This window comes from Rhodopirellula baltica SH 1 (genome assembly GCF_000196115.1).
GTDB lineage: Bacteria > Planctomycetota > Planctomycetia > Pirellulales > Pirellulaceae > Rhodopirellula > Rhodopirellula baltica.
Genome location: NC_005027.1, coordinates 40,182 through 59,712, shown reverse-complemented (window position 1 = coordinate 59,712; position 19,531 = coordinate 40,182). Strand labels below are relative to the sequence as shown.

Here is a 19,531-nt window from a genome sequence, read left to right as displayed (position 1 = left end):
CCTAGGTCACAACCGGTTTCGCGACAATCCAACGCACACTGGGCGTTTCCGCTGACCCCAGTTTTGCACTGGATCAATGCCGACTGAGGGATATCCCTCGGCACGACAGTGGCACACTTTCCAGCGGTTGCAGTTCCCTTCCCAATGCTTTTCTCACCTGAACAATTGTGTGACAATTCGCGAGCGTCTCCGATTGGACCGACGCCCTTTTCTTTTCAAAAACGAATCAAACAGCAGGTGCGGCATGCGTTGGCGTGGACGACGACAAAGTGACAATGTGGAAGATCGTCGAACCAGCGGCGGTGGCGCGGTGGTCGGTGGCGGAATCGGAGTGATTGTCATCGCGATCATCATCGGATTGCTGGGCGGCAACCCACAGCAGTTTCTACAACAAGCCGCTCAACAACCTGCCCCCGGTGGTGCCGGCGGCGAAGTCGAGCTGACCCCGCAAGAAATCGAAGCCGGCGAATTTGTCAGCACGGTGTTCGCTGACACCGAAGATGTCTGGACGGATCTGTTTGCTCAGGCCGGTCGCGACTACAAAAAACCGACGTTGGTGCTTTTCAAAGACCAGGTCAACAGCGGATGCGGCATGGCCAGCAGCGGCACGGGCCCTTTCTATTGCCCGGCCGATGAAAAGGTTTATCTCGACACATCCTTTTTCGGCCAACTCGCTCGCCAACTCGGTGCACCGGGGGACTTTGCACAAGCCTATGTGGTCGCCCATGAAGTTGGCCATCACGTTCAGAACCTGCTGGGATACACCGACCAACTGGATCAAATTCGCCAAAGGGTTCCCGAAGTCGAATACAACAAGTATTCGGTTCGATTGGAATTGCAAGCCGACTTCTTCGCTGGAGTGATGCTGCATCATGCGGAAAAGAAATACCGCATCATTGAAGACGGGGACATCGAAGAAGCGATGACGGCCGCGCGGGCCATCGGCGACGACACGCTGCAAAAACGTAGCCGAGGTTACGTCCAACCCGAGACTTTCAACCACGGCACCAGCGAACAGCGATTGCGTTGGTTCACCAAAGGCTTGAAAACAGGTGACCTGAATCAAGGCGACACCTTCCAAGCCGACCAACTTTGAAGTGAATGCCGGAACTCCACTTCGTTTCGGTCCGGCCTACGAAGGCAACCCAGCATCCCAACCTGTAGCTCAGTGGTCCTCCACCGAGACATACGCGAACTCACGGTGGAGACCACCGTGCTACGGAAGAGTCAAACCATTGTTCTCAGTTGTTTGCGTGTTGGCGTTTAGAGAGCTGCCGGAACTCCACTTCGTTTCGGTCCGGCCTACGAAGGCAACCTAGCATCCCAACCTGTAACTCGGTGGTCCTCCACTGAGACGAGCGCAAACTCACGGTGGGGACCACCGTGCTACGGCAGTGTCGAACGATTGTTGTCTGTCGTTTGCGTGTCAGCGTTCAGAGAGCTGCCGGAACTCCACTTCGTTTCGGTCCGGCCTACGAAGGCAACCTAGCATCCCAACCTGTAACTCGGTGGTCCCCCACCGAGACGAGCGCAAACTCACGGTGGAGACCACCGTGCTACAGCCGATGCCAACGGCCTGAATACAAACGAGAATCAGTATTCATAGTCGAACATCTCACTCTGATCACGAGTACCAAGAGCGCCCCACAATCCGAAAGGACTGGGACTCCCGGGTGCGCGCTCGCCTTCCCCATTGAGAATCACGGTCCCAGCACCCCACCCGGCATCAATCGAATCGGTGATGAATTTGATCGATCCGTCCGCCATCGCGATATGGCCGCCGCCCTGATGACGGCTGCTCATCGTCAGCGTGCCGATCGTGGTTGCATTGCCCCCAAAACAAATTTCTGCATTGGGACGCAATGTCGTGTTGAACCCGGTCATCAAAGACGACGCGTCTGCCCAGCGAGCACCGCGTCCATGCCCTGGGTTGGTTGGAAGCTGAACCTTCCCAGCTTCCCAAAACATAGGCCGCGTGGAATCGATTTGCGTTCGACAGATCGCGACATCATCCAGCACGCCGCCGCCCCAGCCGTTGTTCAACGAAGGAAACGTTCGAATGTCGTTGTCGCCCAAGTCCGTGCAAATCTCCCCAAGCAAAATCGTCGCGGACAAACCGTCTTTCACATCGCTGTAGGACGTGATCTTGCGAGGCACGAACATACCGCGCCCGGTCGCTTCCATTTGCAACTTGCCACTGGCTGACCAAGCGGTTCCGTCGTGTATCCACAATCCTTCATCCAACCCTTCGATCGCATCACCAAGGCACGCGGCGTAGTTCGTTCGCCCGAGCGAGGGCGATCCCAATCCGGGATCAGATGGGCACCGATACATCCCGACTTCGTTTTCCCATGGGGTGTACGCCGCGATGGAAGGCGATGGTCCCATGGGTTCATACCGATGTTGCACGTCACCCCCGCCCATCACTCCATAATCCACTTCGTCGTAGGGTAAGAAGTCGTAATCCACATCACTGTGATCGCCCTCCGGCGGCTGCCCCACATAGCCTTCGCTGATCGCTTCCCACAGAGGAACCTTGCCAACGAACGGAGTGATCGACACCAGATAACTCAACCGAAACTGGTTGGTGGTCAGCGGATCATTGGCGTTGTTGAACGTCCCGGTTCCATGCGGTGGCAGATGCCCAAACGCGTCGTGGTACTGAGTCACGCCAAGAGCGATTTGCCCAAGGTTGTTGCTGCAGCTCATTCGCCTTGCCGCCTCACGTGCCGCCTGCACCGCAGGCAACAACAACCCAATCAGGATCCCAATGACGCCGGTCACAACGAGCAACTCCAACAGAGTGAATCCGTTTCGACGTTGTGATCGCTTCATGTCATCCTCGCACAGATAGAAAGTGGGATCGGCTTCCAGCCTGTTGTCTTGTTCGAAACTTTTTACGCTCGACGCATACTTCCCTCGGGGGAATCCGTTAGTCTAACGTCCTGCGGCACGTGGCGGTTTCGTGCCCCGAATTTTCGCTGGAGAACTTTCATCGGTGATCAGCCCCGCGTCTCGTCTGTCTCCCGCGGATCCTAACTTCGCAATCGAAGTGATCCAGTCTTGCTTGACGTCTGCCATCCAGTGCGGTGCCAGCGACGTGCACATTCAACCGCGAATGGAATCGTGGGAGATCTCCTTTCGAATCGACGGCGTACTGCAACCAGTTGAATCATTCCCACGGAGCGACGAAAGCGATCCAGTAGCACGACTGATGGCGCTGGCGGGATTGCCGTCGTACCGGATGGGAGTGCCTCAGGAAGGACCGCTGCGTTGGCGAAGTGGCGATGCAGAACGCAACGGAAGCGATCTCGAGCGTGAGATGCGATTGGGAGTCTTCCCGACCGTTCATGGCAATCGTGCCGCCATCCGAATCATGGAAGAACGCGAAAGCGTTCGACAGTTGCACGAACTCGGCCTTGGTGCTTGCACGCTGGATCGTCTCCAAACGATTTGCGACGCTCGCGATGGTTGGTTGTTGGTCGCCGGGCCTGCCGGGAGCGGGAAGACGACGACGCTGTACGCCTGCCTGTCGCACATCGCCGGCGGAGAGTTTCGCAGGAGCGTTCTATCGATCGAGGACCCAATCGAATCCGTGATCGACTCGATCAGTCAAAGCCAACTGCAATCCGGCAGCGGTTTGACACTGGCGTCCGCGATGCGTGCCGCCGTCCGACAAGATGCGGAGGTGTTGTTGGTCAGCGAAATTCGCGACGTTGAAACCGCCGAGGCTGTGCTGGCCGCATCGATGACGGGTCACCTTTGTTTCTCGTCGATTCATGCGGGAACCGTGGGCGGAACGTTGCGTCGATTGGTGCAAATGAATTTGCCTACTTTCGCGATTCAAAGCGGACTGCGTGGCGTGATGTGCCAACGATTGCTGCGCCGACGATGCGATGCCTGCGACGCCGGCCCAAAGGCATCGCGGGATTGTTCTTGCTGTCACGGCACGGGATACGCTGGCCGGGTGCCGGTCTCACAAATCGTTGACTTAAACCATTCCCAATGTGGACCGGCCATCTTCGATGCCTTGGCAAAGCAATTGCCCGCACTGGAACTCGACCGAATCCTCGAAGCGGCCGGAATCGAATCGCTGCGTCACCAAGCCGAACGATTGATTGAAGAACGCGTCACCGACCAGGAAGAAGTCTTCCGCGTTTTGGGGCGAACGTCATGACGAGCAACCCCACTCCGACACCCGCCTCGTCAACCAAATCGTTCCAACTCAACGACGAGTCGCTCGCGATGTTGCTGGAGGAGGTCTCCGCGATGGCCGCTTCAGGGCGTTCACTCGTATCCGGCCTGGCAGGATTGAATGACGTGGCACTCGGGCGTCTCGGTCGCGCCGCAGAGTTTGTTCGTGCGCGGGTCAAGCATGGCCAATCCCCATCAGTCGCGATGGCCTCGTTGTCCTTGCCGTATCAAACGCCGATTCGCATCGCCATGCAAATCATGGCTGAGACTGGTTCCACGGCGGCCATCCACGAAACCGCCCGACTGATCCGCCAACGCGAGGACCAACGACGACAAGTTTGGCTGGCTGCAATCAATCCGATTCTCAACATGTTGGTCGCTGCGGTGGTGGCGTTCTTTGTCTTGCCATGGATCTTGATTTCGATCGCCGAATCGCAACACATCGCGTCACCCTTTGCACCTTCCGTCGAACAGATCGCCCAAACGTTTGTGCAACACTACCTGTTTGCCGCATTGATCGTGATCGTCATTCTCGCGTGCTTCGCGGCGTGGATGAACTGGGGAATTCGTCGTTCGATCCGCCACGCACAACCCTCTCGTCACTTGGCCACGTTTTGTCGATGGCTGGCGATCCAGATTGAAATCCCAAACGCGAACATCGATACCGCTCGAGCAATCGACTCCGCCGCGGAAGTCGCTGTTTCGGATACGCCCGCCCTCTGGCGAACAGTGGCAACGAATGTCCGTGCCGGTGCGACGTCCGAACAATTGCTCGACTTCCCTCCTGACACACCGGCTCCGGTCAAAGAATGTGTCGTTGACTTGGTAACCGGCAAACGAGATGCCGACTTGATCGCCCATGACTTGCGCAAGCTAAGCGAATTGCACGATGAAAGAGCGAATCGGCAACAAAGTTGGTGGTTGCAAAACGTCCCCCACTGGATCGCGTGGATAGTGATGATTGCGATCATCATCGTTTTGTTGCGGACGGCGATATCACCGCTCCTGAATGCTATTGGGGAGTTCGTTTGATGACTTCTCCGACCATCTCTGACCAAGCCGAAGCAGAAATGTGGTCCGTCATCCGAGATGACGCTCGATCCAGTCTGTCTCGCGCAACCACGGTTAGCTTCATCTACCTAATCGCCGCTTTGGCGGTGGGTGCCTTTCTGCTCTCCGCGGTCGCAGAACTCAGTGAGGACGCCGTCTACTACGTGGGTTGGGAAGAGAAAGAGGTGTTGATCACTTGGATGCGAAGCTTGATCTGGGTTTACGCTGGCATCGCTGTGGCCGCGAGTGTTATCTGGATCCTGGTTCAACTCTCTCTTCGCGGCAGTTTGCCGGTTGTCATTGCAACGATTGTCAGCAAAATCCCTGGGCTTGGGCGAGCGATCCAGACGATCGCCCTGGCCAATTTCTGTCAATCGATTTATCGATCGGTGGTCAACTCAAAAACTTATGGCGACGCCTTTCGAGCCGCCTCTGACGAAACTCGATTCACTCCGCTTCGGCTTTGGATCGATCGCTCCGCCGCGAGATTGGACTCCGGCCAATCATGGGAAAACGCCCTTCTCCGCCCACCAATCAAAGACCATCCCTTGGCGGCGGTGATTGCGATTGGTCAAAGCCAGCTGTCACGTGAGGAGACCATCCACATGTGGCACCGAGCAGCGTCGGATAGCCACTGGTTGCTTCAAACAAGATCGCAGCGCACCGTCAGACATCTCTTCCGAGTAGGGTTGATTGGTTCGTTGTTCACCGCCGGACTTGCAATCTTGGCGACCAACACAAACATCGTTTTGATGATAGAGGGCCTGACATTCACCGGCTGGTGGTTTTAGAAATGGGACACTCACTGCCCTTCATCCTAGGTTCTATCGCGTGCGGATTGTTCGCCGCCACATTGCGTACGATCAAGTGGAATTTGATCACGCAGCCAGTTCCGCGATTTCGTCCCTTTACCATTCGAGTCTTTGCATTTCTTGAATGGGTGCTCTGGTCAACCAGTATCATCGCTTTGGCGAGCTCGGCGCCCCATCCGATCACGTTTGTGTTGCTGGCAATGATGATCGGATCGCTGTTCGTCGCCAGGCGTTGGACTTACCGCGAAGAGGCCGAGTCGTTGAACCGTTGGATGCGATTGGCTGCCGGCACTCGAGCCTCGGTTCCTGTCCTGGCGGAATCGCTCGCCAATGGTTCGTCCAGTCGCATTGCTTTCCAAGGCAAGACTTTCTCGGCACGTTTGATGCGCGGCGAATCTTTGGTCAAAGCGGTCCGGCGATCGAAGCTGCCAATCACCGCGGACACATTGGCTGCGATTCAGCATCCTCAGGCCACAACCACGCCGCCCAACTCGTTTGACGACGAAACTCTCCGGTCACATGTTCGCCAACAACAAAGCATCGACGGGGGCACACCCGTCTCCGCTCCGATCGTGGCGGAACAACTGATCTACCTGATCGCCACACTGTTTCTGGCGTGGGGTTTGGGGTACTTGATGCGAGATTTCCTATTCAAACGGTTTGAGAAAATCGCCGATGAATTTTTCAATCTCAAGTCAAACATCCATGACTTGTTGCAAACCATCATGTCCATCTATGAAGGCGTGATGATCCTCGTTTTCATTTGGTTCGTGATGGCGATCTTGATTCGCTGGCAACCCGCCTGGTTGATCCGGTGGATCCCGTGGTTCGGCAAAGATTCCATCGCTCGTTGGCGTTGCGAGATATTGCGTTCGCTGAGCATTGGCATGCGATCGGAACATGCCGAGTCGGAACTACTGAGATTGGCATCGCAATCATCTCGCAATCATTGGATTCGAAAGCGATGCCGCAAGGCATCCCAGTTGATCGAAAACGGAACCACGTTTCCCGTCGCTCTGCGAAGCTCGCAAATCATCACCGCGAAGGAGCAATCTTGGCTGACCAGTGCAGCCAACAATCATCACCTGCCATCGGCGATCGACCAAATGGTCGACAACATTTCGCGCCGCCGATCACTTACTTGGAAGGTCCGGATGTCCTGGTTGATTCCGCTGGGAATCGTCGCGGTCGGGATTTACGTGATTGCCCACATCGTGACCGTGTTTCTGTTTCTGACCAAACTCACCACATCAATCAGCTAATCGCATGAGAGCGGCTCCATCCTACCGGTCACGACACAAAACCCGCCAAGGCTTCACATTGCTTGAAACCATGGCTGGGTTTGCGTTTTTAGCCGTCGCGACGGGTTTCGCTGTCCAGATGCATCACAGCGGGCGTTCGTTCGCTCGACACTCCATGGATCGGCTGGAACGACAACTCGCGGTGGAGAACGTTGGCCAACAATTCTTGCTGGTTCCTTACGAAGATATCGAACGAGTTGCTGCACAGCGTGGCCCCGAATCCGACGTTCAAATTCAAATCGATTCTTTTGAGACGGACTCCCAATCCGGGTTGCATCTCGTCATTCAATCCACCATTGATTCGCAAACTTTGCAACACCATGTGTGGAGAATGGAGCCCGCCGAATGATTCGTCGTAACGGATACACCCTGATTGAAATGTTGATCACGCTTTCAATTGTGATCGCGATGCTCGGCGGAACGCTTGGTTTGGTGCGATTGGTTCGCACCAGCAGCAAACACGCCAGCGATGCGGCGATCCACCGCCAAGAGATTCGTCGACTGGCAAACGACCTGCGTCGCGACGTTGCATCGGCCGGCACGATCGAAGTGATTGAATCGAGTCTGATTCTAAAATCCGCTGATGATTCACAGATCACCTACGAACTCGCCCCGTCAGCATGGATTTCTCGCGACGCCGAATCCGCCGATGCACAACCGATCGCGTCCGACCGATACCTCATCGACGAACGCTCGCAAGTCAATTTTCGACTGCAGCCGATCTCCGACGAAGATCCCGAAACAGAACCATCGCTGGTTGAACTGACAATCACGTTGCCCGATCGCCCTGACCAACCAATTCAAATCCTTGCCGCTCCGAGGATGCTAAATTGATTCCAGCACCTTCTTTCGATCCATGTCGTCCCTGTCGACGTCGTCGGGCACCTCGCCGCGGCCTGGCCGCATTGGTATTGGTGCTCGCCTTGGCATTGCTCGTCGGCACATTCGCGATCGTGATCGGCAAAACCGCAGCGAACTCACGGAAACACGAACGCGATCAACAAATGATCGTATTGCTTGAATCCGCCATCCACACCGCACAAACGCTCGGCGATGAACTGGCGTCCGGCCTACGACTTCCGGTCGACGACAAAGCAAACGTTTGGATCGACGTGAAGCTCATCGATTCCAACGATCAATCCAAACAGATCGAAGCCACATTGGTTCGCAACGACCGGTCAGGCATGTCCATCCGACGGCAACTACGAGGCAACTCATGAACAATCGCCACCGTCCAATCAAACTCACAATCGCCGGTCGCCAATCACGCGATCGCCGTCGCAACCGGGCGTTCAGTAACGGCTTCACCCTGGTGGAGTTGCTGGTGGTAATCGCCATCATCGGCGTTTTGGTTGGTTTGTCTGCTCCCGCACTGCAGTCGATTCGCGAAAAGTCCCGGCGTGCCGCCTGTCAATCAAATTTGATTCCGATCGGTTTGGCAATCCAAAGTTACCACGATCGTTGGATGCACTTCCCCGTCGGGACCGTCCTCGCCCCCGACGACGGAATCACCGGGCCAATTGCAAGCACCGCAGAAGGCAACCATCACAACTGGTTGGGGCGATTGATGGATTTGTTGGATCAACCCGTTGTGGCCAATCGAATTGATCGATCCGTCAGCGTCTACGACGAAGCCAATCAACCTGTCATGCAACTTCGTCTTCCAGTGTTCCGATGCCCTTCCTCCGAACGGGACCCTGACAACGCCAGCAACTACGTTGGGCTGCACCATCCGACTGAAAAAGCCATTGACGAGAGCGACCATGGCGTCTTCATCCTCAACGTCGCTATCACGCGAGATGATGTGACAGACGGCTTGGCCAATACGGCCTTTGTTTCGGAAAAACTACTTCCGCTGGATGACCTGGGTTGGCTCAGCGGAACGCGGGCGACTCTGCGAAATGTGGGCGGTGGAATTGAAACAAGCCTGGATCGCTTCGCCAAACCGGTCGCGTCAGCGGTTGGTTCGGTCGGCAGTCGTCACCCAACCGGCGCGCACTTTTTGTTCGGCTCTGGAGAGGTTCGCTTTCACGCATCCGAAACGGACCCTCGAATCTTGGAACAAATCGTCGACCGTCGCGATGGGCAATTGCCGATGCACTTTCAGTCGATCGAAACACTACGTGAACAGAGTTTGAAATGAACGATCCGTCGATTGAAAGGGATCAAGTCGATGGGGTCTTGTTGAGCTGGTTTTTCGTCTGGTCCATCTTTCTGTCAATTTCGTTGGTTGGGTTCGCTGGACTGGGCGACCCCGAATCCATGTCGGATGAAAGCCAGTTTTTGTTCGCATGCACTTTTGGTGGACTCGCCGCAACCTGGACAGCGATGGGGACCTGGACCGCACTGATCCATGTCGAAACGGAAGCAGATGCAAGACAACAGGTGCAGCGTTGGCGAATGTTGACCGGGTGCTTCCTGCTCCTCAATGCGATCGCGATGGTCTTCGCATTGCAATCCATGCCATCGTTCGCCGCACAACTCTTTCTGTTGGCTAGCATATCGTGCTTGGGGCCGTTTTTGATTTGGCAATGGTTCCGACGCCCAATCCACCGCGGCCCGACACCGCCAACCGGACAACGCAACATCCGACAAATTCTGGGAATTGCGGTGACGATCGCCGCCGGAAACGTGCTGTTTAAAATCGCCAGCGTTTGGCTGAGTCTTTTTGGAGCGACCGTCACGATGGTTCTCGGCATCGCAGCGTCGTGGACGTTGCTTGCACTCACGTTGCTGGGACGCCAATGGGCCTGGATTTATGGATTGCTCCCACTGTTCTTGGCCCTGCCTTTTGTCGTCTTGTTCATCATGGACGTGGAGGAAAACAACGCCGATGAACGAGCACTGATTGTCACCGGAAACTTCGCCGGCTTTTACCTCTTCTCGCTGGTCTACTTGCTGCTGCTTCGATCGAGCGAACACCGCTGGTTCCGCATCACTTCCGATGTGAAAGCACCTGCCGCGGATCCCTCACACGCATTGACGCAATCGACCTCGATGAACACCGAACGCGTTCTCAGTCAGTAAACGTGTCCTTGGCCCAACAACAACAGCGTTCTAGCGGAAAGTCATACGCCCCAAACGCTGGCCATGGCCGCTTCCGACGCTCTCATTCCCTCAACGGCCTTTAGCGCAATGGCCAACGCCAATCCATGGCAAACATTGAGGTAATCTGGTTCACATACACCGCTTGATTCAGCGTTGACTTACGTGGCATGCAAGGTCGACGCTCCGCTCACCCTCATTGCCCGCGACCTCTGTCATGAAGCGACTTCACGTCTCAGCGATCCTTTCGTTCATGATTGCGGCGAGCTTCCCGATCGAATGCTGGTCCGAGCAACGCCCCAATGTGCTGTTCATTGCTGTGGATGATCTGCGTCCCTCGATTGGTTGCTATGGCGACCCGCAAGCGATCACGCCGAACATCGATCGCTTGGCATCCCGGTCGGTTCAGTTCAATCGAGCCTACTGTCAAGTCGCGGTCTGCAACCCATCGCGGGCGAGTTTGATGACGGGACTTCGACCCGACAACCTTGCCGTATGGACCTTGCCTATCCACTTTCGCGAGGCCATGCCTGAGGCGGTGACAATCCCGCAATGGTTCCGCCGGTACGGCTACACCGCCGTCAGTCACGGAAAGATTTATCACAACCCCACGCCCGATCCGCAATCATGGAGCGAGCCGATTCGGGACCTTCCACGACTGCCCGCCTTCTATCCCGATGGCACGCGGGAACAAATGAAGAAGTTCGACAACGAATTGCCCGATCGCGATTGGCGCAAGAACAACCTTCGCGGGCCCAGCACCGCCGCGCCCGAGTTGGCCGATGACCAACTACTCGATGGTGCTCGCACGAACATGGCGATCGAGGACCTTCGCCGACTTGGAAAAAGCGACGCTCCATTCTTCTTAGCGATGGGATACATTCGGCCGCACCTGGCCTGGGTCGCCCCCAAGAAATACTGGGACATGCATGACCCATCCAAGTTACCCGTGCGAACGGGCGAGCAGATTCCAAAAAACTCGCCGCCCTATGCGATGCACAACAACAGCGAGATGACTCACTATGTCGACCGCATGAATCTGCCAAAGCCTTGGGATGACGACACGGTCCCGACCGAAGATGCACGTCACCTGATGCATGCCTACTACGCCTGCGTCAGCTACATCGACGCACAAATCGGCAGGTTGCTGTCCGCTTTGAAGGAAGAAGGATTGGCCGACAACACCATCGTGGTTCTCTGGAGCGACCACGGTTGGAAACTCGGGGAACATCGAGGTTGGGGCAAAATGACCAACTATGAAATCGATGCCCACGTGCCTTTGCTGATCACCGGCCCAGGCGTGAAATGCCTCGGCCAGCAAACGGACCAACTCGCCGAACTACTCGATCTCTTTCCAACGCTTTGCGAAATGGCGGGAATCGATGTTCCTGATTTCGTCGACGGATCGAGTTTGGTTCCGATCCTGAACGATGTTGATGCAAAGGTTCACGACGGCGCGGTCAACCAGTACTACCGCCGACACGAAGGCCGGCAATACATGGGATACTCGATTCGAACGAGCGACTACCGCTTGGTCGAATGGCGAGACTTTTTCAGTGGTGAAGTGGCCGCCAAAGAGCTCTACGATCATCGAAACGACGATTCCGAAAACGAAAGCATCGTCGACTCAACCGAACCGAAAGTCATTGACGAGCTGACCTCGTTGTTGCTCGAGACTCATCCGCGAAAGAGCCTCGTGATGACACCTACGGTTCATTCCAAACCACAATCCGATGGGGCATCGGGAACAATTTCGTTCGAAAACCACACCGAGGGGCTGGTCAAAGTGCATCCGATCACGTCGGCCGGGCGACGAGGAAGATCAAGGCGACTGCAAGCTGGCGACAAACGAACGATCCGAGCAAAGATTGGATCAGTCTTTGTTGTCGAAAGTCACGATGGAACGATTCATCAGATTCATTCTTTGTCAGGGCCGACCGAAACGGTGTCCATTCAACCCGAATGATTTCTCAACGCGTTTCGCTCTGGAAGGTTTGCGAAACCAGAACGTCACCCACGCTCTGATTCATGATCGCAACAAAGTCGATTCACTCTGTCGTTCCGATCGCAACCAATCGCTTGGTCGTGCGAATAAACAGTTTATCGCCCGAGATCGCTGGCGTCGCAAAGCAAGGTTCCCCCATCGGGTTTTCCGCCACGACATCCAATTCCGGCCCCGATTTCAAGACGTAGACGGTTCCGTTTTCTGATGCGCAGTACACGTTGCCATCAGCCGTCACGAGCGACGCGATCACGCCCGCCTCTTTTCCGAGTCGTTCTTGAAACGCTTTCTCCCCGGTCTCCGCATGGAAACACCGCACCACTCCGTTGGAGTTGCCAAGGTACAGATAGTCCCCAGCAACAACCGGCGTTGACATGTACGACCCACCTCGTTCAACGCTCCAGACGATTGCACTGGACTCTTCTTCGGAATCCAACGACAGCGTACCGCGAGCATCAGGCTCAATCACATAAATCGGAGCTTTGCCTCCGTGAGCGTTGGTGATGTAGATCCAACCGTTAGAAACGAATGGAGTCGGTATCGGGTTGTCACCGCCTCCCTCAAGACGCCACAACTCTTCTCCCGTACCAAAGTCATACGAAACGATCCACGGCCAACCATTGATGACCATCTGCGTCACACCGTCAGCTTCATGGATCAAAGGTGATCCCCAACTTCGCTCGCAAACCTCGGTCCGATCCGAACGCCAGATTTCTTCGCCATCGGATAGCTGAAGCACTGTCACGAACGGATGGTCCGGATCGTCACAGATCACTGCCACGCGATCGCCATGAATCGCAGGCGAACTTGCATAGCCCCATCCGATCCCATACTTGCTGACGTCCACGACACCCAAATCACGCTCCCAAATCTGATTGCCATCGAGATCGTAGCAGTACAAACCTTCCGAACCAAAACACGCAACCACTCGATCGCCGCTGACGCAGACACTGCTATTGGCATGAGTCGCTTTGCTATGCCGCGTCGCCTTTGGTTCGCCATGATGAGCAGTGTGCTGCCACAGTTCCTTGCCGGTCGTTTTGTCGTAACACAGCACGATCCAGCTGTACGCTCCACTGTCTTTCGCGGCGTCGATGTTCCCGCCCGCAGCAATGTTCAATTCTGTCTCGCCATCGTCCGGAACCGCGGTGAGCAAGAACACTCGATCGCCCGAGACAACGGGACTGGAATGTCCCAATCCTGGCACGTCGGTCGCCCACGCAACGCCGTCCGTTTGCTCGGCTTCAGGATGGGCATTCCATTCGGTCAGAATCGATGCCCCCGCCGCAACGCCCCGGTTGCCCGGCCCACGGAAGGACGGCCAATCAGTCGTCGACTGCGCAGATGCGTCCATCGCTGGAATGAACGCGATCCAAAACACAGTCACAAAACGCGCGGGTGATGTCCATTGCAATCGATTCATCATTGGCTCGGCCGATTAAGAAAAATGCGGTTCATGTCATCTGAGTTGGCAACAACGATATCAACATAGCCGTCGCCATCGAGGTCGCCGACGTCGAGCCCATACGAGGCCGACGCTTCACCAAACGGAACCTCGTCGAAGTTCATTTCATGTTCGCGGCGAAAGAATACCGATCCGGGTTGGTTCAAATTCCCGACAACGATATCCAGCACTTCGTCATTGTTCATGTCTGCAATCACCAGTGCATACGTTTGACTATCGCTGGCACCGAACTCTGCCGATCCAGCAACACCACCCGCACCGTCCCCAAAGAAGACTTGGTTGGCTCGACCGATATTAGCCACCACCCAATCCAAGTGGCCGTCAGTGTTCAAATCGGCGACCGCAACAGCCCGCGACTGCTCATCACCGATTCCAAATGGCACACTGCGGGAAAACTGCAGTTCTGCATCCCCCAAAAGAATTTCATTGGGTTGATGATCGCGATTGGCAAGAACGAGGTCCATGTGTCCATCGCCATTGAGATCCCCCGCCGCGACATCGATCGTTGAATCCGTGTTGCGACCAAACGATGGCCCAGAGTTGAAGTTAGCTTCGCCGTCATTGACATAGATACGATTGGGGCGTCCGCGGCACGTCGCAATCAAGTCAATATCGCCGTCCTGGTCGATGTCATGAGCTAGCAAACTACGAAGACTCGAGACGTCACCATACTCGCCATGCAAACGGAATTGGCCGCTCCCATCGTTCAAGAAAACCTGGCCCTTCGCCATGTCATTTCCCGAGGCGATATCCAAGTCACCATCACCGTCGAAATCAGCGAACTCGCAGGCGTAGCTAGTTCGTTGGTCCTCCCCAAGCCAACGAATGATCGAAAATTTCGCCCGACCCTGATTGATCACCAATTCATTCTGTTGCGGCCAATGGCGACCGTTCGCGACCACCACATCAAGATCACCATCGCGATCGATGTCCCCTATTCGAACCGACGCTGACCGAAGTCGTTCCGTGCCGAGCGTCAGTCGATCGCTGGTGACGAACACCCGGTGCTGTGCCAAACCGCAATTCGCGGCGCACATCATCCAAACAATGGCGAGCAACCATCTCGTACAAGGTCCGGCGGCATTCATATGGTCCATCCGTTCAACCATCGGATCCGAAATTGGACAAAAGATTCAAATTGAGAGAACGCCACTTTGATTCAACACACGCTTTCAAACAACCGTTCAAAAAACCTTTCGACCTCTCTCGATCCGTCAAACGTTGCACTGTGCCAACGATGAGCTCCTTCGAAACCGCTACCGTCGGCACGTTCACCGCTGTTCCCGATGGGTTGGCTGTCAAGCTGACACAGAATTCTGAATTGGTGCGTCGATCGGACACCCCCACAACGACGAACCGAAGTTTCCATCTTCCAAAACCGCGACTATCCTTGAACGCTCGGTTTACCTTGCTTCCTGGGACCCTTCTATGCTTTCTGTTTTTGATCTTGGACGTCGCATTGGCCCCCAGGCATCACTGTTCGCCGTCGTCTTCCTTGCTGTTTGCAGCAGTCTTCATTCGCAAGACATCACACGGCGAGTGCTGGAACATAGCGACTACGACCATTGGAACACACTGACCGGCACCGGCATTTCCAACAACGGAAACTGGATCATCTACACCGTCCAAAGTGGCGAGATTGACGGCGAAGGCACGCTGCACATTCAACACGCAGAAACTGCTCGCGAGTACATCGTGGAGCGTGGGACCGGTGCTCGCTTCACCCACGACAGCCGCTTCGTGATATATCGCGTGCCGCCGGAAAAGAAGAAAATCAAAAAGCTTCGAGAGCAAAAGACAGCTGCTGACGAGATGCCTCAGACGTCATTGCAAATCCTGGAACTGGATTCCGGGGAATTCCTAACACTGCAGGGCGTGCGTTCATTCGGAATACCGGAAGAGAACAGCGATTGGGTGGCGTGTCTGATGGAAAAATCAACCGATGACAACGAAATGAAGAAAACCGAGAGTGATGATCGCGAAGTCTACGAAGTCACGCCCGGGGGACTGCAACGGCCGACCAAAAAGCTGAAGCTGAAAAGTCGTGAAGAGATCAATCGCCAACGCGGACGAATCGAATCGCTGGTCCAAAGCAAAAACTCAAAAGAAGCCCAAAAGAGCCAGCCAACCAAAGAGAAGGCGGACGAAGACGACAACCAAGATCACGAGCCGAAAGAGAAATCAACAGGCACAGCCTTGAAGCTCATTCACCTTGATACCGAGGTGCTGCGTACGTTCCCGTTCGTGCGGTCCTTTCAATTCTCAAAACGCGGTGAACGGCTCGCCTTTGTGACTTCGGTCGAAGCACTCGAGCCAAACAAGTCCTCCCCATCGCAAGAAGGCAAAGGAACGTCAGATAAACAACAGGACGACAAAGAGCGCGGTCCGGTTGATGGTGTCCACACAATCGAACTCGATTCGCTTCGACTGCGAACGATCATCAGCGGAATCGGCGAATACAAGAACCTGACCTTCAGCGAAGATGGTTCTCAGCTAGCCTTCATTGGCAACCGAGATGACTACGATTCCGAATCACCCTCTTGGGCACTCTATCAATGGAAGGCGAATTCGAAAAAGGCGAATCGTCTCGTCAGCGAAGGCGACCCGGGACTTCCGACCGGTTGGTGGCTGTCTCCACAATCCAACCAAAGCTTCTCGGAAGATGGGCGTCGACTGTATTTCGAAACAGCACCCGTTCCTGATGAGGTCCAAAAACAACGTCTTGCCAAAGCGGAAGGCCGAGAGCTAGAAGACGAATCCAACGATCACGCGAAACTGGATATATGGCACTGGCAAGACCCTCAACTCCAACCGCAACAACTTCTCGAGGCCGAACGAGAACGCAAGCGGCGCTACCGTGCGGCTTTCATCTTGAAAACGAATCGCGTCGTTCAATTGGAAGACAGTGAAATCCCATCGCTTCGTATCGACCTTCGATCACCTTCCAACATTGCGGTCGGCAACACCAACGTCCCCTATCGCAAAACACTCTCCTGGGAAGTCCCCGGATTCCAGGACGTCTACCTCGTCAACCTCAATTCCGGACACCGCGAGCGTGTGCTGGAAAAGGTCCGTTGGAATGCAGCCATTTCGCCTCAAGGAAAACACATTGTTTGGTTTGATGCGGAAAACGGCAAATGGTTCGCGAAAGCGACCAAGGGAAAGAACACCGAGACCATCGAGATCAGCAAGGGCATCAAGCATCCGCTCTACGACGAACTAGACGATCGCCCGACGTTGCCATCCGCGTACGGAACCGCGGGCTGGCTGGACAACGATCAAGCGTTCTTGGTCTATGACTCGCATGACATTTGGCAACTGGATCCAACGGGCAAAACGAAACCGATTTGTGTCACGCTGGGAGAAGGCCGTAAGAACGACGTGCGGTTCCGTTACCTGCGTCTCGATTCCGAGCGACGGTTCATCGACCGTTCCGAGACAATGATCCTGAGTGCATTTCGACGAGACACAAAGGCCAGTGGGTTTTACGCTCTTGATCCACCGAGCAACAAAGACGACGCGGAAGAAAACATCCTGCGTCCATTGATCATGCTGGATGAGAATCTTTCGGGATTGAACAAGGCCGAAGACAGCGACCAAGTCGTGTTCATCCGCAGTACGTTCAGACGCTTCCCGGATCTTTGGACAAGCACGATTGGTTTCGAAAAGATCCAGCGTGTCAGCGATGCGAATCCGCAACAGGAAGAGGTCTCTTGGGGCACCGCCGAACTCACACACTGGAAAGCGCAAGACGGGCAAGAGCTGGACGGGATCTTGATGAAGCCGGATGGATTCGACCCATCCAAGCAATACCCGATGATCGTTTACTTCTACGAACGCAAATCAGACAGCCTGCATAGTCACTACCCACCTGCTGCGGGTCGATCGATCATCTGCTTCAGCTTCTACGTCAGCCGTGGTTATCTCGTGTTCATCCCTGACATTCCGTACAAAACCGGAAAGCCAGGACAAAGCGCGGCCAATTCAATTCTTCCGGGCGTGGACCATTTGGTTGCTCAGGGCTTTGTCGATGAAGATCGGATTGGAATGCAGGGTCACAGCTGGGGCGGGTACCAAACAGTCTATTTGGTCACACAAACCGATCGCTTCGCGTGTGCCGAAGCCGGAGCTCCGGTGAGCAACATGACCAGCGCATACGGTGGCATACGTTGGAGCAGCGGGATGAGTCGCATGTTCCAATACGAAAGAACTCAAAGCCGGATTGGAGAAGACCTTTGGTCCGCTCGCGAGAAATACATCGCCAATTCGCCACTGTTCTTCGCTGACAAAATCAACACGCCGCTATTGATTCTGCACAACGACGAAGATGGGGCGGTCCCGTGGTATCAAGGGATCGAACTTTTTGTGGCGCTTCGACGTCTCGAGAAACCAGCCTGGATGCTGAATTACAACGGCGATCCGCACTGGGTCATGGGGGACCACAACCGCCGAGACTTTACGATACGGATGCAGCAGTTCTTCGACCACTATCTCCAAGATGCCCCCGAGCCCGAGTGGATGGCTGTTGGTGTTCCAGGCGTCGACAAAGGGAAACGGTTCGGCTTGGAATTGCTGGAACCAATCGAGGATTGATCTCGAGAAGAGGCACTCGCGTCGAGTGAGTAGCTTGAGCGAGTCTGATCAGCTGCAACACACCGATCGAACGCCTTTACCCCGCGCCCGACTGGTTCCTGCACAGCTCACCCCCGTCGGCTAGAATCAAGCCGATAGCACAGGCCCCGAAGCATGGACGAAATTCCTTCGCTTCAATTGGGGCGATGTCGTAAAAATCTTTCCGTTGGCCGACGAAGTCTTTCCGCAATGGCAACCGCTAACGAACATGACGATCGTGATCCGCTCTGGGTTTCGACTCTTCACTGGTTGTTGATTGCGTTTGGTGTCGCCGCGCCTTGGTTCCTGCACTTCACCGTTGCGTGGTGGGCCGCATTCTTGGCCATGTTGGCCTTCATGGTTGTGTACAGTTGGCTTTTTGTTCCCGAGGGCAGCATCTGCATGGGCATTCCGTTCATGCTGCCATTTGCAACGTCGCTCGTCTTGTTGTTGTTGCAATCCGTTCTGCTGCTGCGATGGTGCGTAGAGCGATTCTCTGGTGGATAGATTTCTGGCGATCCAATGTCGTTCAATGTAGTTTTTCGCTACGCTTTCGGCAAACCTTCCATCGTTCGTCACGCAGGCTGGCATCGGTACAATCTCCCTTAATTCAAGCATCGTTCGCTTCGTTGAGGGCCGTGCTGCTACAACCTTCCGTCGAGTGGTCCACCGCATGCCAAAGTCGACGCGCAGCGTATCGTTATGGCCGCGGCGACTCCTCTGGTACAGCGGTTGGTTGGTCTGGCTGCCTGTTTCTGGATACGGCATCAGCACGGGTAATCTACTGCTCGCATTCGCCATTGGCCCCACGTTGTTTCTTGCGTCGCTATTCTTCAGCATGCAAAAACTTGTCTGCCCGAAGTGCGGGCAAAAGATCCGAACTGTCAACACCACGATTTTCAATTGCATGAAATGTGGCGCTGCGTTCACGCCTTCGGAATCAAAGCGAGATACGTAGTTCGCCAATTGTCTAAGCAGGTACGCAGGAATGATTGGGTTTCACCATGTGAGCCGTTTGGGCGTTAGCCCCGGTTTTGCGTTGGAACCGTGG

16 protein-coding genes are annotated in these 19,531 nt (G+C 55.1%); 13 read left to right on the top strand and 3 right to left on the bottom strand.

Annotation, left to right across the window (positions count from 1 at the left end):
- The first annotated feature begins 244 nt into the window (after positions 1–244).
- Positions 245–1,096 (top strand): KPN_02809 family neutral zinc metallopeptidase, encoded by an 852-nt coding sequence (gene ypfJ, locus RB_RS00285; RefSeq protein ID WP_011117757.1) that lies wholly within the window; start codon positions 245–247, stop codon positions 1,094–1,096.
- 497 nt (positions 1,097–1,593) lie between these two features.
- Here ypfJ and RB_RS00280 read toward each other — a convergent pair whose 3' ends face one another.
- On the bottom strand, positions 1,594–2,835 hold the full coding sequence (locus RB_RS00280; protein WP_011117755.1) for a DUF1559 domain-containing protein: 1,242 nt from the start codon (positions 2,833–2,835) through the stop codon (positions 1,594–1,596).
- 130 nt (positions 2,836–2,965) lie between these two features.
- On the opposite strand from RB_RS00280, the gene RB_RS00275 reads away from it, so the two are divergent.
- The 10 genes from RB_RS00275 (at position 2,966) to RB_RS00230 (ending at position 12,368) form a co-directional block, all read left to right on the top strand.
- Entirely contained in the window at positions 2,966–4,177 is a 1,212-nt protein-coding gene (locus RB_RS00275; RefSeq protein ID WP_011117753.1) for a GspE/PulE family protein, read from the top strand.
- Complete coding sequence (locus tag RB_RS00270; RefSeq protein WP_011117752.1) at positions 4,174–5,226, top strand: type II secretion system F family protein; 1,053 nt, start codon at positions 4,174–4,176, stop codon at positions 5,224–5,226. The genes RB_RS00275 and RB_RS00270 overlap by 4 nt, the downstream gene beginning before the upstream one ends.
- The gene (locus tag RB_RS00265; RefSeq protein ID WP_164921272.1) at positions 5,226–6,035 is read left to right on the top strand and encodes a hypothetical protein; all 810 of its coding nucleotides are present in this window, start codon (positions 5,226–5,228) and stop codon (positions 6,033–6,035) included. The genes RB_RS00270 and RB_RS00265 overlap by 1 nt, the downstream gene beginning before the upstream one ends.
- Positions 6,036–6,184: 149 nt before the next feature.
- Positions 6,185–7,318, top strand: a complete 1,134-nt coding sequence (locus RB_RS00260) for a type II secretion system F family protein (RefSeq protein WP_231846070.1) — start codon at positions 6,185–6,187, stop codon at positions 7,316–7,318.
- A gap of 70 nt (positions 7,319–7,388) precedes the next feature.
- Positions 7,389–7,706 carry a hypothetical protein gene (locus RB_RS00255; RefSeq protein WP_164922642.1) on the top strand — a complete coding sequence of 106 codons (318 nt, stop codon included), beginning with the start codon at positions 7,389–7,391 and terminating at the stop codon, positions 7,704–7,706.
- On the top strand, positions 7,682–8,191 hold the full coding sequence (locus tag RB_RS00250; RefSeq protein ID WP_011117748.1) for a PulJ/GspJ family protein: 510 nt from the start codon (positions 7,682–7,684) through the stop codon (positions 8,189–8,191). Before RB_RS00255 ends, RB_RS00250 begins: the two co-directional genes overlap by 25 nt.
- Positions 8,188–8,577, top strand: a complete 390-nt coding sequence (locus RB_RS00245) for a hypothetical protein (RefSeq protein WP_011117747.1) — start codon at positions 8,188–8,190, stop codon at positions 8,575–8,577. Before RB_RS00250 ends, RB_RS00245 begins: the two co-directional genes overlap by 4 nt.
- Positions 8,574–9,500 carry a DUF1559 domain-containing protein gene (locus RB_RS00240; RefSeq protein ID WP_011117746.1) on the top strand — a complete coding sequence of 309 codons (927 nt, stop codon included), beginning with the start codon at positions 8,574–8,576 and terminating at the stop codon, positions 9,498–9,500. The genes RB_RS00245 and RB_RS00240 overlap by 4 nt, the downstream gene beginning before the upstream one ends.
- Positions 9,497–10,384, top strand: a complete 888-nt coding sequence (locus RB_RS00235; RefSeq protein ID WP_011117745.1) for a hypothetical protein — start codon at positions 9,497–9,499, stop codon at positions 10,382–10,384. The genes RB_RS00240 and RB_RS00235 overlap by 4 nt, the downstream gene beginning before the upstream one ends.
- A gap of 235 nt (positions 10,385–10,619) precedes the next feature.
- Entirely contained in the window at positions 10,620–12,368 is a 1,749-nt protein-coding gene (locus RB_RS00230) for a sulfatase (protein WP_011117744.1), read from the top strand.
- A gap of 82 nt (positions 12,369–12,450) precedes the next feature.
- On the opposite strand, the gene RB_RS00225 is transcribed toward RB_RS00230, so the two are convergent.
- Both RB_RS00225 and RB_RS00220 read right to left on the bottom strand, forming a co-directional pair.
- Positions 12,451–13,830, bottom strand: coding sequence for an outer membrane protein assembly factor BamB family protein (locus RB_RS00225; protein WP_011117743.1), 1,380 nt, complete (start codon positions 13,828–13,830; stop codon positions 12,451–12,453).
- On the bottom strand, positions 13,827–14,957 hold the full coding sequence (locus RB_RS00220) for an FG-GAP repeat domain-containing protein (protein ID WP_231846068.1): 1,131 nt from the start codon (positions 14,955–14,957) through the stop codon (positions 13,827–13,829). Before RB_RS00220 ends, RB_RS00225 begins: the two co-directional genes overlap by 4 nt.
- A 340-nt stretch (positions 14,958–15,297) precedes the next feature.
- Between RB_RS00220 and RB_RS00215 the strand changes: the two genes are divergently transcribed.
- Positions 15,298–18,462, top strand: a complete 3,165-nt coding sequence (locus tag RB_RS00215) for a S9 family peptidase (protein ID WP_011117740.1) — start codon at positions 15,298–15,300, stop codon at positions 18,460–18,462.
- A 228-nt stretch (positions 18,463–18,690) separates the two neighbouring features.
- Positions 18,691–18,987, top strand: coding sequence for a hypothetical protein (locus RB_RS00210; RefSeq protein WP_144043657.1), 297 nt, complete (start codon positions 18,691–18,693; stop codon positions 18,985–18,987).
- The last annotated feature ends 544 nt before the right edge of the window (positions 18,988–19,531 follow it).

Bases quoted from the DNA above. Each gene is read 5' to 3' on its own strand.
- ypfJ (WP_011117757.1), top strand. From the start codon at position 245: ATGCGTTGGCGTGGACGACGACAAAGTGACAATGTGGAAGATCGTCGA.
- RB_RS00280 (WP_011117755.1), bottom strand. From the start codon at position 2,835: ATGAAGCGATCACAACGTCGAAACGGATTCACTCTGTTGGAGTTGCTC.
- RB_RS00270 (WP_011117752.1), top strand. From the start codon at position 4,174: ATGACGAGCAACCCCACTCCGACACCCGCCTCGTCAACCAAATCGTTC.
- RB_RS00265 (WP_164921272.1), top strand. From the start codon at position 5,226: ATGACTTCTCCGACCATCTCTGACCAAGCCGAAGCAGAAATGTGGTCC.
- RB_RS00255 (WP_164922642.1), top strand. From the start codon at position 7,389: ATGGCTGGGTTTGCGTTTTTAGCCGTCGCGACGGGTTTCGCTGTCCAG.
- RB_RS00240 (WP_011117746.1), top strand. From the start codon at position 8,574: ATGAACAATCGCCACCGTCCAATCAAACTCACAATCGCCGGTCGCCAA.
- RB_RS00235 (WP_011117745.1), top strand. From the start codon at position 9,497: ATGAACGATCCGTCGATTGAAAGGGATCAAGTCGATGGGGTCTTGTTG.
- RB_RS00230 (WP_011117744.1), top strand. From the start codon at position 10,620: ATGAAGCGACTTCACGTCTCAGCGATCCTTTCGTTCATGATTGCGGCG.
- RB_RS00225 (WP_011117743.1), bottom strand. From the start codon at position 13,830: ATGATGAATCGATTGCAATGGACATCACCCGCGCGTTTTGTGACTGTG.
- RB_RS00220 (WP_231846068.1), bottom strand. From the start codon at position 14,957: ATGAATGCCGCCGGACCTTGTACGAGATGGTTGCTCGCCATTGTTTGG.
- RB_RS00215 (WP_011117740.1), top strand. From the start codon at position 15,298: ATGCTTTCTGTTTTTGATCTTGGACGTCGCATTGGCCCCCAGGCATCA.
- RB_RS00210 (WP_144043657.1), top strand. From the start codon at position 18,691: ATGGCAACCGCTAACGAACATGACGATCGTGATCCGCTCTGGGTTTCG.